The 12884-nt window shown below is 61.7% G+C and carries 11 protein-coding genes; 7 read left to right on the forward strand and 4 right to left on the reverse strand.

Features of this window, described 5'->3' with window-relative positions:
• From dnaE to lipB, 5 genes are all read left to right on the forward strand, one after another.
• Positions 1–3489 (forward strand): DNA polymerase III subunit alpha (gene dnaE / locus VLJ37_09945; GenBank protein ID HSA59990.1); only part of this gene is annotated, 3489 nt, incomplete at its 5' end.
• Positions 3461–4714, forward strand: a complete 1254-nt coding sequence (gene hflX / locus VLJ37_09950) for a GTPase HflX (GenBank protein HSA59991.1) — start codon at positions 3461–3463, stop codon at positions 4712–4714. The genes dnaE and hflX, both read left to right, overlap by 29 nt.
• Before the next feature lie 21 nt (positions 4715–4735).
• A complete protein-coding gene (locus VLJ37_09955; protein HSA59992.1) occupies positions 4736–5302 on the forward strand; it encodes a CDP-alcohol phosphatidyltransferase family protein in 567 nt (188 codons plus the stop codon).
• Between the two features lie 78 nt (positions 5303–5380).
• On the forward strand, positions 5381–6469 hold the full coding sequence (locus VLJ37_09960) for a metallophosphoesterase (protein HSA59993.1): 1089 nt from the start codon (positions 5381–5383) through the stop codon (positions 6467–6469).
• Between the two features lie 75 nt (positions 6470–6544).
• Positions 6545–7207, forward strand: a complete 663-nt coding sequence (gene lipB / locus VLJ37_09965; GenBank protein ID HSA59994.1) for a lipoyl(octanoyl) transferase LipB — start codon at positions 6545–6547, stop codon at positions 7205–7207.
• A 30-nt stretch (positions 7208–7237) separates the two neighbouring features.
• Here the strand turns inward: lipB and VLJ37_09970 are convergent, their stop codons facing one another.
• The gene (locus tag VLJ37_09970) at positions 7238–7417 is read right to left on the reverse strand and encodes a hypothetical protein (protein ID HSA59995.1); all 180 of its coding nucleotides are present in this window, start codon (positions 7415–7417) and stop codon (positions 7238–7240) included.
• Positions 7418–7431: 14 nt separating this feature from the next.
• Positions 7432–8328 (reverse strand): diadenylate cyclase, encoded by an 897-nt coding sequence (locus tag VLJ37_09975; GenBank protein HSA59996.1) that lies wholly within the window; start codon positions 8326–8328, stop codon positions 7432–7434.
• 54 nt (positions 8329–8382) lie between these two features.
• Here VLJ37_09975 and VLJ37_09980 point away from each other — a divergent pair, with 54 nt between their 5' ends.
• Positions 8383–9939: a cytochrome c biogenesis protein CcdA gene (locus tag VLJ37_09980; GenBank protein HSA59997.1), complete on the forward strand. Its 1557-nt coding sequence runs from the start codon at positions 8383–8385 to the stop codon at positions 9937–9939.
• Here the strand turns inward: VLJ37_09980 and VLJ37_09985 are convergent.
• Positions 9920–10627 carry a hypothetical protein gene (locus VLJ37_09985; protein ID HSA59998.1) on the reverse strand — a complete coding sequence of 236 codons (708 nt, stop codon included), beginning with the start codon at positions 10625–10627 and terminating at the stop codon, positions 9920–9922. The genes VLJ37_09980 and VLJ37_09985 overlap by 20 nt on opposite strands.
• Entirely contained in the window at positions 10566–10811 is a 246-nt protein-coding gene (locus VLJ37_09990) for a hypothetical protein (GenBank protein HSA59999.1), read from the reverse strand. The genes VLJ37_09985 and VLJ37_09990 overlap by 62 nt, the downstream gene beginning before the upstream one ends.
• Positions 10812–10930: 119 nt before the next feature.
• On the opposite strand from VLJ37_09990, the gene VLJ37_09995 reads away from it, so the two are divergent.
• Positions 10931–12847, forward strand: coding sequence for a GMC family oxidoreductase N-terminal domain-containing protein (locus tag VLJ37_09995; protein HSA60000.1), 1917 nt, complete (start codon positions 10931–10933; stop codon positions 12845–12847).
• Positions 12848–12884: the final 37 nt, after the last annotated feature.

The following is a 12884-nucleotide window of genomic DNA, read 5'->3' on the forward strand; positions in this document are numbered from 1 at the left end:
CTGCATCTTCATACCCAGTACTCGCTCCTGGACGGCGCTATCACGATCGACGCCTTGGTCGCCAAGGCGAAGGCGCTGGGCATGCCGGCCGTCGCCATCACCGACCACGGCAACCTCTTCGGCGGCATCGAGTTCTACCAGGCGGCCAAGAAGAAGGGCATCAAGCCCATCTTGGGATGCGAGATCTACATCCAATCCGACGGTAGCCGGTTCGAGAAAAAGGTCCGGCAGGGAAGGGAACCCTACCATCACCTGACCTTGCTCGCCCAGGACATCGAGGGCTACCGCAACCTCTGCAAGATCATTACTTCAGGCTATCTCGAGGGTTTTTACTATAAGCCTAGGACGGATAAGGAGTTTTTAAAGGCTCACGCCAAGGGGATCATCGCCCTTTCCGGCTGTCTCTCCGGCGAGATGGCGGAGGCGGCCATGAGCGGAGGGGTGGCGGGGGCCCGAAGGGTGGCTGAAGACTTCCGGTCGATCTTCGACGACCGGTTCTATCTGGAGGTGCAGGGGTCGAGCCTGCCGGAGCAGAAGCGGCTGAACGGTGTCCTCTTCGAGCTGTCCCGGGAACTCTCGATCCCGGCCGTGGCCACGAACGACTGCCATTACCTGAACCGCGAGGACGCCCCGATGCACGAGGCGCTGCTTTGCATCCAGACGGGCAAGACCCTCCAGGACGACGACCGGATGCGGTTCTCCACCGACGAGTTCTTCATGCACACGGCCGAGGAGATGGCGGCCCTCTTCACCGACCGGCCGGAGGCGGTGCAGGCGTCGGTCGCGGTCGCCGACCGCTGCAACCTGGAGCTCGACTTCAAGACCTACTATTTCCCCAAGTTCGAGCCGCCGGCAAAAAAGACGCTGGACGAGCACTTGGAGGAGGAGACCTGGAAGGGCTTTGAGGAGCGCTGGAACTTCGTCAAGACGACGCTCAAGGACGGCGACCTGGCGACGGTCAAGGACAAGTACGTCGATCGCCTGAAGGGCGAGCTCGAAATGATCCGGAAGATGGGATTCTCCGGCTATTTCCTCATCGTCGCGGACTTCATCAACTACGCCAAGGGTCACGACATTCCCGTCGGTCCCGGACGCGGATCCGCCGCCGGGAGCTTGGTCGCCTTTTGCCTCAAAATCACGGACATCGACCCGATCCCGTACAACCTCCTCTTCGAGCGGTTCCTCAACCCCGAGCGCGTCAGCATGCCCGACATGGACATCGATTTCTGCATGAACCAGCGGGAGAAGGTGATCCAGTACGTGCAGCAAAAATACGGGAACGTGAGCCAGATCATCACCTTTGGAAAGATGAAGGCCAAGGCCGTCATCCGCGACGTCGGCCGCGTGATGAACATGGCGTACAAGGACGTCGACAAGATCGCGAAGCTCGTCCCCAATACGCTGAACATCACGCTCGAAGACGCCTTGAAGGCCGAGCCTCAGCTTCGCGAACTCGAATCGAAGGACCCGCAGGTCAAGCAGCTCTTGAAGATCGGACGGGCCCTGGAAGGGCTCACGCGCCACGCCTCGACGCACGCCGCGGGCATCGTCATGTCCGACCAGCCGCTGGTCAACTTCATGCCGCTTTACAAGGGCAACAACGACGAAATCGTCGCCCAGTACGACATGAAGGCGATCGAGAAGGTGGGACTCATCAAGTTCGACTTCCTGGGGCTCAAGACCCTGACCGTCATCGACGACACGCTCAAGATGATCCAGCGGACGAAAGGGACGCCGATCAAGATCAACGAGATCCCCTTGGACGACCCCGAGGTCTACAAGCGGCTTTCGACGGGCGACACGACGGGCATCTTCCAGCTGGAAAGTTCGGGGATGCGCGAGCTCATCATGAAGATGAAGCCCACGATCTTCCCCGACCTGATCGCCCTGGTCGCCCTCTACCGCCCGGGTCCGCTGGGCAGCGGCATGGTCGACGAGTTCATCAACCGCAAGCACGGCAAGGTCCCGGTCAAGTACGAACTGCCTGTTCTGGAAAACATCCTTCAAGAGACCTACGGCATCATCGTGTATCAGGAACAGGTCATGCAGATCGCCTCTGCCATGGCCGGCTTTTCGCTCGGCGACGCCGATATCCTCCGCCGCGCGATGGGCAAGAAGAAGGCGGACGAGATGGCCGAGCAGCGCGGCAAGTTCCTCGAGGGCTGCGAGAGGAACAAGATCAACCCGAAAAAGGCCGAAAAGATCTTCGACCTCATGGCCAAATTCGCGGAGTACGGCTTCAACAAGTCGCACTCGGCGGCCTACGCGTTCGTCTCTTATCAGACGGCCTACCTCAAGACGCATCATCCGACGGAATACACGGCGGCCCTGCTCACGCACGACATGGGGAACACGGACAAGGTGCTGCTTTTCATCCAGGACGCGCGGGAGCACGGCATTCAGGTCCTGCCGCCCGACATCAACCAGAGCGCGAGCGCCTTCACGGTCGTGGGGGAGAAGCAGATCCGTTTCGGGCTGGCCGCGGTCAAGAACGTGGGCGAGGCCGCGATCGAGTCGATGATCGAGGCCCGGGAGCGCGCCGGGGGCTTCAAGACCTTTGGTCAGTTCTGCGCCGAGATCGACGGCCGGCGCGTCAACCGCCGCGTGGTGGAGAGTCTCGTCAAGTGCGGCGCCTTCGACGGCTTGGGGCTCGCCCGCGCCCGGATCTTCGCCGCCGTCGAGGATCAACTGGAGAAGGCGGCCCGCTTGCAGAAGTCGAAGTCCACGGGCCAGACCGGTCTCTTCGAGTCGGGCGGGGACGGCCCGGAGGCTGAGACCCTCCCGCCCGGTCCGGAGTGGGAAAAACGCGAGAAGCTTTCCTTCGAAAAGGAATCGCTGGGTTTCTACATCACGGGCCATCCCCTGACCGACGTGGCCGATGAGCTCAAGAAACGCTCGACACTCGACACCGAGGCCGTTCGGGGCATGACCGAAGCGGACGCCGGCAAGACCATCAGCCTGGGCGGTGTCGTCTCGGCCCTGCGCGAGACCGTCACCAAGAAGGGCGACCGCATGGGCTTCGTCACGTTCGAGGACCTCAAGGGGACGGTGCCGGTCATCGTTTTCTCCGACCTGTATGCACGCTCGCACGCCCTGCTCAAGACCGACGAGCCCCTCTTTGTCCGGGGAACGGTCGACGCGGAGGAGGAGAGCGTCAAGCTCATTGCCCGCGAGATCGTGCGCCTCAAGGACCTGGTGGCCGTCAACCCGACCTTCTACGCGGCGCCGGAAGGGTATGGCTCCGGCCGCGCGAGGAGGGAGGTTCACTTTCACCTCCCGGAAGGCGGCATTCGCCGGGACCAGCTCGAAACCCTCAAGTCGCTCCTGGCCCGCCATCGGGGGGAGGCCTCCGCATTCATCCACTTGAAGGATTCCGCGAAGGGTGAGACCATTTTGGTGTTGCCGGAGGGATTGAAGGTCGATCCCTCAAGCACGCTCATCAGGGAGGTTGATCAACTCTTTGGGTCACCCGTCACGATACTCCAGTAATGGTTTCGAAAGGGCGCTTCTCGTGGGCGTCTTCGACGCGAAGCGCAACAGATCCAACCAACAAACGTCCTTGGATGAGCTCCAGCGCCTCGCGGAAACCGCGGGCGCCGAGGTGCTTGCCTCGGAGCTTCACGAATTGCGGGACATCCATCCGGCCACCTTTATCGGCCAGGGAAGGGCGGCGGCCTTGGGGACGAGCGCCGGGGTCTTGGGCGCGCAGACGGTCATCTTCGATGAGGACTTGACCCCCTCGCAAAACCGGAATTTGGAAAAAATCCTCGGCCGGAAGGTCATCGACCGGACGGGCCTGATTCTCGACATCTTTGCGCGGCGCGCGCGCACCCGCGAGGGCAAACTCCAGGTCGAATTGGCGCAGCTTCGCTATCTCCTCCCGAGACTCGCCGGACGGGGGTCGGAATTCTCCCAGCTCGCCGGCGGCATCGGAACCCGGGGTCCCGGCGAAACGAAGCTCGAGATGGACCGCCGGAAGGCGAAGGAACGGATCTCATTCGTCCGCAAGGAACTCAAGCGCGTGCAATCGCACCGGGGGCTGCACCGCGGAAGGCGGAACGAACTCCCCATCGCCACCGTCTCGCTCGTGGGCTACACCAACGCCGGCAAGTCGACCCTCATGAACCGCCTGACCAATGCGGCCGTGCTCGTGGAAGACAAGCTCTTCGCGACCCTCGACCCGACCGTCCGGCGCTTGAAGCTCCCGTCCGGGCGCGAGATCCTTCTCTCCGACACCGTCGGCTTCGTCCGGAAGCTGCCCCACCAACTCGTCGAATCCTTCCGCGCGACCTTCGAGGAGGTGGAGGGGTCCAGCCTTCTCCTGCACGTGATCGATGCAAGCCATCCGCATACCGAAGAACAAGTGACCGTCGTCGACCGGGTTCTGGAGGAGCTCGGCCTCCACCGCAAGCCGCTGCTGAAGGTCTTTAACAAATCGGACTTGGGAGGGAACGGCCATGACCCGAACCACCTCGCCATTTCAGCGCTGACGGGGCAGGGGGTCGAAAGCCTCCTGGAAGCGGTCGATCGTAAGCTTTCCGAGTCGTTTCGCTTCGTGGCCCTCCGCCTTCCCTACGAGGCGGGGGCGGCGCTTTCGGTCATCTACCGCACGGGGCGGGTGCTGAAGCGCGAGGACAGGCCCGACGGCATCCATCTCGAGGCCGTCGTCGACGACAAGCACTACTCCAAATTCCTCCATTTCCAAGAACGTTGAATCATGTCAAAACCCGTCGCTATGAGCGCGATCACTGTTCCAAATCTGCTCACGTACTTCCGCATGGGCGCCTCGTTCGTGCTTCTCTATTTCGGAATCCTGGGGCGCTGGGACTTGGCCTATCCGGTTTTTCTCGCGGCGGCCGCCACCGACTTGATCGACGGAACCATCGCCCGCGTCCTCCGGCAGAGGACAAGCCTCGGCGCCTTTCTCGATCCCGTCGCCGATAAGCTGCTCATGTTCGCCGGTTTTCTTTCGCTGACCATGGGCGGATTCCTGCCGTGGCCCGTCACCTTTCTGGTCTTCACCCGCGACGCTCTCATCTCCGTGGGCCTCGTCATCCTCAAGAGGAGCCGGGTCACGATCGTCTACCAGCCCACGTATCTCTCCAAGTTCACGACGTTCTTTCAGATCCTGACCGTTTTCGCGGCCTTCACGCGCACCCAGGACATGGCCGCCGCCCGCTCCTATCTTGGCGACCTTCCCTATGATACGCTGTGGTCGTACGTTCTCGGAACCACGACGGCCCTCACGGCCGTGACGGCCGTCCAGTACACACGAATCGGTTGGCGACTGCTTCGTGGATAGGAGTGAGCATCCGGCTTGGCCGGTGCGAACGTGCCAACGGGGCTCGGGGGATGCCCGAAGGGATCCCCCGATTAAACGATGGGGGATGCTACGGCACCGCGAAAGCTAAAGCTCGTCGCGAGCGATTTTCACGTCGGACGCGGAAAATACCTGCCTGGCGGTAACTTAAACCACCTGGAAGACTTCCACCATGACGACGCTTTCATCGAATTCCTCGACCACCACGCGGGCGGGGAGTTCGCAAAAAGCGAGGTCGAACTCATCCTGAACGGGGATTTCTTCAACCACCTTCAAACGGATCCGGCGGATCCGAGCCCCGAGATCATCGACGAGGCGGCCGCAGTTTCGAGGACACGCGAGATCCTGGAAGGACATCCGGGGCTGTTCGCCGCCCTGAGGCGATTCGCCGATTCCTCCCGGCGCTCGGTCACGTTCGTCCTCGGCAACCACGACCCGGGGCTGTTGTTCGCCGCGGTGCATCGGCTTCTCCAAGAGTCCATCGGACCTCGGACCCGGATCGTCACCGGCCGCTATCGCTTCGACGGCGTCCTGGTCGAGCACGGCAACCAGTATTTCGCGGACAACGCCTATGACACGAGGCGCTACTTTCTGACCGAAAATCTGCCGTCTCCCGTGGTGAACCTGCCCTGGGGCAGCTTCTTCGTCATCCACTACCTCAACAAGGTGAAGCGGGAGCGCCCGTATTTCGACAAAATTTTTCCTTTCAAGCATTACCTCCGGTGGGCCCTCATCCACGACACGCTCTTCGCATTCCGCTCCATCTTCCGGATCGTCTTCTATTTCGTTTGGCTGCGTTTCCGACGCGACCCGCACCGGCGGTCTTCCTTCGTCAAGACGCTGCAGATTCTCAAGGAGGTCCCCATCAGCCCGAAACTCGACCGGGAGGCAAAGAAGATCCTTCTCTCCGAGCGGGACACCCACGTGGTCGTGTTCGGCCACACCCATTACGCGGTGCTCAGGGAATTCGCCCCCGGAAAATTCTACGTGAATACGGGTCTCTGGAGCGAGAAGATCTCGCTCGAGATCTCCAATCCCGGACGCATCGTCCGGCTGACCTACGCGGCCCTTGAATACGACGATCAGGGCCGGGTGACCCCCCACTTGCGGGAGTGGAAGGGGAGCCATAAGATGATAGAAGAGCTTTAGGAGAGAGCAACCGGCTTAGCCAGTGCGAGCGTGACAAGGGGGCTCGGGGGATGCCCGGAGGGATCCCACGCTATTATGATTATTTGTTCGGACCTAGGCATTGTTCCCTACGACGAGGCCCTCGCCTGGCAGAAGAGGCTCGCCGCGCTCCGCCGGCGCAACGCCGTCTCCGACCATCTTCTCCTCTTGGAACACCCGCCGGTCTACACGATGGGACGGAGGGATTCGGCGGCCGATCTTCTCGTCGATCCCAAGAGCCTCCGCGACGGCGGGGCGGCCTTGGTCAAGACCGACCGGGGCGGCCGCATGACCTATCACGGTCCCGGCCAGCTCGTGGGTTACCTCATCTTCCGCCTCAGCGACCCCGTCCCCAAGCTCGTTTGGAAAATCGAGGAATGCCTTTTGCGGACGCTCGCCCGGTTCCAACTGGAAGGGGAGAGGGACCCGGAGCATCCCGGACTGTGGATCGGCGGAGACAGGAAGATCGCGGCCCTGGGACTCCGGATCGAAAGAGGCGTCACCACGCACGGATTCGCCCTCAACGTGACCTGCGACCTCGCGCCCTTCCGGAACATCCATCCCTGCGGCATCAAAGACCGCGGCGTGACGTCGATGGAAAAAGAGATGGGCTGGTCCCCCTCGCTCCGGGAGGTCAAACAGGTGGTTCTGGAGGAGTTCGCACGGGTCTTTCAGTCGAACGTCTCCGTGGAAGGGATTTTTTCGAATCTGCCCGAATAAGGCGACCACGAGGTTCGCCCCTACACCTGACTATTGGTTGGTCTCCTTCGCGACGACGAGTTCCTCGGCTGACTCCTTGTCGTCCGGGGCGTTCTTGAGGATCTTTTGGTATTCCGCGGGGGAGATGGCGTGCTTGCGGAGCCTCTGGTCGATGATCCGCTTGTCGGTCTCGACGGCGTCGAAGCGGGTCGCATGTTCTTTCTTTTCCATGGTCTGCACCTCTCTTAGGACGCCTGTGGTACCCTAATCGGCTTCTCGATTTCCATGATAATCTTGCCGTTCTTGAATATTCTCACGTCACCCGTGGACTCGGAGATGACGATGGCGATTGCCTGAGTCATCGCCGTGATGCCCGACGCGGCGATGTGGCGGGAGCCCAGGCCACGGGGAATCGTGGCCTCATCGGAAGCCGCGCCCAGGTAGCGTCCGGCGGTCAGCACCAGACCGTCCCGCCCTATGACAAAGGCGCCGTCCAGGGCCGAGAACTCGCGGAGCGTCTCCTTGAGACCGGGATTCAGGAGGTTCCTCTCGTCGTCCGAATACCCCTTGAAGGGGTTGATGATCATCTGCTTGGAGAGCTGCAGAACTTTCTCCTCGTCGCCGATCACAAAGATGGTCCCGATGGGCTTTCCCTCGCGGCCGCGGCTCGCCAGCTCCAGCGCGATCGCCAGGGCGGTCTGGAAGACCTCGGGATTGACGCTTTCCGAAATGCCGGCGACGCCCTGGGTCGTCAGGATCTCCGACTCCGTGGCCGTATCCAGAGAGAAGATGGCGTCGAGGGAGTTGAGCTCCGGATGCCCGGCGACGAACACGATCTTGTCGCCCAACTCGATCAGCCGGTTGGAGATCGCCAGCGCCACGGCCATCTTCACGAGTCCGATGCGGGTCATGTCGATCTTGGGGAGCATGACCACAGGGCTGGAGGCGGGAAGTCCGTCCGGAAATAGCCCCTCCAGCTCGTCTTTTGATTTTCGCGTCACGAAGAGGAGGGCGCATCCCTTCGGAACTTCCAAGTCGGGCAATTCCCCCAATGGATCGAGAAAGAGGAGAACCGCCTTGGCCTTGGTCGACTTGGCGATTCGAAATGCCGATTGGAGGAGGGTCTGATGGGTGCGTTTCATCCGTTCACCGTTGGCGCTTTGACCAACGAGAGGGTTATGATAGCAAAAACCGTCATGAAATTCCTCGCAAAAATTGCCTTTCTCGCTCTTTTTCCGGCCTTGCTCTGGGCCCAACCGTCCGACCCCTTCTCCTTTACCGTCGATCTTTCGTCCCGCAGGGTCTTTCCGGGAGGGGAAACGCCCGTCGAAATCACCTTCCTCATTCCGCCGGGTTACTACCTTCATAAGGACAAGATGGCCCTCATCCTTGCGGAGGGAGAGGGCTACGAGCTCGCGCCGGTCACCCTGTCGCCCGCGGTCAAAATGAAAGACCCCTTCACGGGCCAAGACGAGGAAGTCTATTTTGAGACCGCCGTCCTCAATACGCGCGTGAAACCAAAACCCGGGGCGCGGGAAGGCGAAACGACGCTCATCCTGCGCCTCGAGTACCAGGGATGCTCGGAAAAGCTGTGCTTCCGGCTCATGAGAAAGGATCTGGCTCTCCCCGTCACGCTCCGGTCCTCCGTCGCCCAGGACGTCTCCCAACCGTTCATCGCAGACCCCCTCGAGGTCATCCATAAGAAGGGCTTTCTCTTCGCGCTGCTGGCGGTCTTTCTGGGCGGGTTGGGAAGCGCCTTCACGCCCTGCGTGCTGCCGATCATCCCCATCACGCTCGCCTTCATCGGCGTCCGCAAGCAGGAGACGAGTCTGGCTAAGAACTTCGCGCTCTCGCTCTTTCTCGTCCTCTCCATGTCTCTCACCTACGCCTTGATGGGACTGGCCGCCTCGCTCCTGGGCAAGAGCCTGGGGTTCCTCTTTCAGAGCCCCTATTTTCTGTTGTTCGGCGTCGTCCTTTACACCGCTTTTTCCCTCTCGCTCTTTGGACTTTTCGAGATCCAGGCACCGATGGCCCTCCGGAACTTTTTGGCCAAATTGGGGGGGGCGGGTGTGACGGGGTCCATCCTCTCGGGCGTCACGGTCGGTTTTCTGGCGGCCCCTTGCGTGGGGCCGATCATTGCGTCTCTCCTCCTGTACGTCGCCAGGGAGAAGGACGTGGTCCACGGCTTCACGCTGCTGTTTTTCTACGGACTGGGCATGGGAAGCCTCTTCCTCGCCGTCGGAACGTTCTACCAGCGGCTTGCCGCCAAGGTGCACGGGGGCCCGTTCACCGTCTGGATCAAGCGCACATTCGCGGTCCTTCTTCTCGTCCCGGCTTTCTACTACGGTTCGGTCGTCTACGGGCAGCTCGCCGGAAGGGGTGGGGAAGTCGTCGAAACGCGGAATGCGTTTTGGATCCGCTCCGTCGAGGAGGGCTTCCGGCTGGCCCGGACCTCAGGCAAACCCATCTTCATGGACTTCTTCGCGTCTTGGTGTTTGCCGTGCGTCGAGATGGAGAAGGGAACGTTTTCGGAACCCGGTTTTCAACAGTACCTCTCCGAGCATTTCGTCCCCCTCAAGGTGGATTGCACGGAGGAGACGCCTGACTGCAAGGCCATGGTGGAGCGTTACGGCGTTGTCGGCTGGCCGACGTTCCTGATCCTGACGCCGGAGGGTGAGGTCTTGAAGAGCCTCATCGGGCAAAGCCTGACGGCCCCGGAGCTTGAAAAACTTCTTATCCCATATTCCGAATGATCCCCATCGCCGTGTCGTGGCGGGACTTGAGGTAGTTGCTCGCCAGCTGCTGGACCTCGTTCTTGTGCGATTGGACGTCCTGCAGAAAAGTCTGCAACATGTTCATCTCCGTATTCAAGTCGCCGACCTTGGCGTTAATGCTCTGGGCTTGTTGAGCGTCCTTCTTTTCGTCGCCGGACTTCCCGATGCTCGCGGTGAGATCCTGCCGCTCCTTTTGCAGCTGCTGCATGCGGTTCATGAGGCCCGCGGCCAGGTCATTGGCCCTGCGGGACTCAAGGCTCGAGAAGAGCAGCATCGCCGTGTCGATGTCGCCGGAGTTGAGCGCGAGCCGGAGCAATCTCTCGAGCTTTTTCGTCTTGTCCTCGTCGGACCGTTTGGCCTGTTCCCCGATCTGCCGCGTCGTCTGTTTGTTGGATTCCGCCAAGACCTGGTTCCAAAGCCTCTGAATCTCCTCTGCGGGCATCGCTGGTTCGGCGTCCAGGTTCGGGCAGGGGCCGGGGATGTCCCCGGACGCGGCCAATGGCACGCAGACCGTTCCGCGGCCTTCGATCACGCGGCGATAGCCCCCGTAGGCCGGCGCCGGTACCGGCGGTTCCGCGCCGCGTTCCTCGATGCGCAGCCCTCCGTCAGACTCGGGTGTAACGGTGGCCGGGATCCTCGGATCTTCGTTCCGGATGAATCGGTTCATGGGTTCCTCCTGGCTTTCGTGGTTGTTCGCCGTGTCGATAGAGCGTGCGGATGCGGACGAGGAGTTCGGCGGCCTCTTCCATCCGGCCGTCTTTCAATAACGCGTCGGCGCGGCGCCTCAGGGGCAGCGTCCAGTCGTTGAGCGTCGTTGTCGTCTCGCGTCCCACGCCCAACAGGCGTTGCAAGCCGTGCCACGGCGATTTCCCGCACAAAGCGGGGCCGATCCGTCCGGATGTCCGGACGGCGCCGACCGGGAATAAAAACCTTCTTGCCCCCTCCCGAGTGTGTTACTAACTGGATTCGAGTGGGTCTCTTCACGCGCCACGAACGCCTGATCCTCAAGACCTTCGCCGGCGCTCTCTTACCTCGCACCGGACTCTTGACCGAATCCCCCGACGACATCGGGCTCACGGATCGCATCGAGCACCACGTGGCCTTGTGCTCACGAAGCATCCAGTCGCTTTTCCGTCTCGTCCTCTGGCTGCTGGAAGGGGCTTCTCTCGTCCGCACGGGTCGGCCCTTCACGCGTTTGGACGAGGAAGGCCGCCGCCGCCGCATCGACCGGTGGCGTGAATCGAAGTTCTACGTCAGACGCCTTCTCTACAAACTCCTTGAGACGACGGCCTGCGCGACCTATTACGCGCATCCCGTCATCTCCAAAAAGATCGGCTATACCCCGCCGGCCGCAAAGCCTGCGGGCCCGCTCCCGCCCCACACGGAGAATCCCGACAAGGATCTCTTTCTGGAGGTGGATGTCTGCGTCATCGGCAGCGGGGCGGGGGGCGCCGTGGCGGCCAAGGAACTGGCGGAAAAAGGCCGGTCCGTGGCGGTCCTGGAAGAAGGCGCCTACTACGGCCTCAAGGACTTCGGGCGGGAGGCGCTGGAGATCGTCGAGGCGGCCTATCACAACGCCGGGACCCAAATGACGTTGGGCATGCCCTGCATCATCCTGCCCACGGGACGCGCCGTGGGTGGCACGACGATCATCAATTCCGGCACATGCTTCCGTCTCCCGGACAACATCATCGTGCGGTGGCGCTCCGAATTCGGCCTGACCGGACTGACCTCCGAAGGCCTCGCCCCGTATTTTGAGCGCGTCGAGCGAAACCTGCACGTTTCGCCCGTGGAGGAAGCCGTCTTGGGAAACAATTCCAAGATCTTCCGGCGCGGCCTCGAGGCACGGGGGCTGAAGGGATTCCCGCTCCCGCGCAACGTGAAGGGATGTCACGGATTGGGGATGTGCTGCTTCGGCTGTCCAACCGACGCCAAGCAGAGCGTGAACGTCTCCTACGTCCCGCAGGCGGTCGCCCTCGGGGCCAGGCTGTTCACGCGTTGCCGGGCGGAAAGAATCATTCCCAAGCAGGATCACGGCGGAGAGGTGATCGGGCGTTTCTTGGATGCCCAAGGGAGGCCCCAACGCCGCATCCACGTCTCCGCGAAGGCGGTCGTGCTCTCCGCGGGCACGCTGAAGACGCCGCATCTCTTGAGAAGCAACCGGATCGCCCTCCACAACCGCCACGTCGGGCGCCACCTAACCATCCATCCGACCGGCAAGATCATCGGCGTCTTTGACGAGGAGGTTCGGGCCTGGGAAGGGGTCCCTCAGGGCTACGGTTACGACGGCCTTCACGACGAGGGCATCCTCTTCGAAGGGGCCTTCATGCCGCCGTCCTTCGGGTCGATCAACCTAAGCCTTCCTCCAGGACTCCACAAAGAAATGATGGAGGGATACGCCCACCTGGCCTCCTTTGGATTTTTGATCTCCGACGAGGCGAGGGGTTGGGTGCGCTGGTTCCCGAACGGGGAGCCCCTCATTTACTACAGCATCCGGCGGCGGGAGCTGCAAAAGTACGTCAAAGGCATCCGGTTCCTGACGGAGACCTTCCTGGCGGCGGGGGCCAAAAAGATCTTCACCGGCATCAAGGGTCTGTCTCCCATCACGCCCGAGACGGGACTGGCCCCTTTCGACGCCCATACGGTCAAGCGGACCGAACTGGACATCGCGGCCTTTCACCCCCTGGGCACCTGCCGGATGGCGGCTGATTTCGATCACGGCGTCGTGGACGAAAATGGCCAGGTCCACGGCGTCCAAAACCTCTTCATCGCCGACGGATCGATTTTTCCGTCCTCCCTGGGCGTCAATCCCCAGGAGACCATCATGGCCTTCGCCAACCGCACCGCCGATTACATCGATAAAAAATTGTCCACATCTCGCTTGTAGCGGCGAACCTCGTGTTCGCCCTCATATTTTTTAGGCA

This window comes from bacterium, from assembly GCA_035454885.1.
Taxonomy (GTDB): domain Bacteria; phylum UBA10199; class UBA10199; order JACPAL01.

Coding starts and splice junctions, on each gene's coding strand:
- VLJ37_09955 (HSA59992.1), top strand. CDS start 4,736: ATGAGCGCGATCACTGTTCCAAATCTGCTCACGTACTTCCGCATGGGC.
- VLJ37_09975 (HSA59996.1), bottom strand. CDS start 8,328: ATGAAACGCACCCATCAGACCCTCCTCCAATCGGCATTTCGAATCGCC.
- lipB (HSA59994.1), top strand. CDS start 6,545: ATGATTATTTGTTCGGACCTAGGCATTGTTCCCTACGACGAGGCCCTC.
- VLJ37_09960 (HSA59993.1), top strand. CDS start 5,381: ATGGGGGATGCTACGGCACCGCGAAAGCTAAAGCTCGTCGCGAGCGAT.
- VLJ37_09985 (HSA59998.1), bottom strand. CDS start 10,627: ATGAACCGATTCATCCGGAACGAAGATCCGAGGATCCCGGCCACCGTT.
- VLJ37_09970 (HSA59995.1), bottom strand. CDS start 7,417: ATGGAAAAGAAAGAACATGCGACCCGCTTCGACGCCGTCGAGACCGAC.
- VLJ37_09980 (HSA59997.1), top strand. CDS start 8,383: ATGAAATTCCTCGCAAAAATTGCCTTTCTCGCTCTTTTTCCGGCCTTG.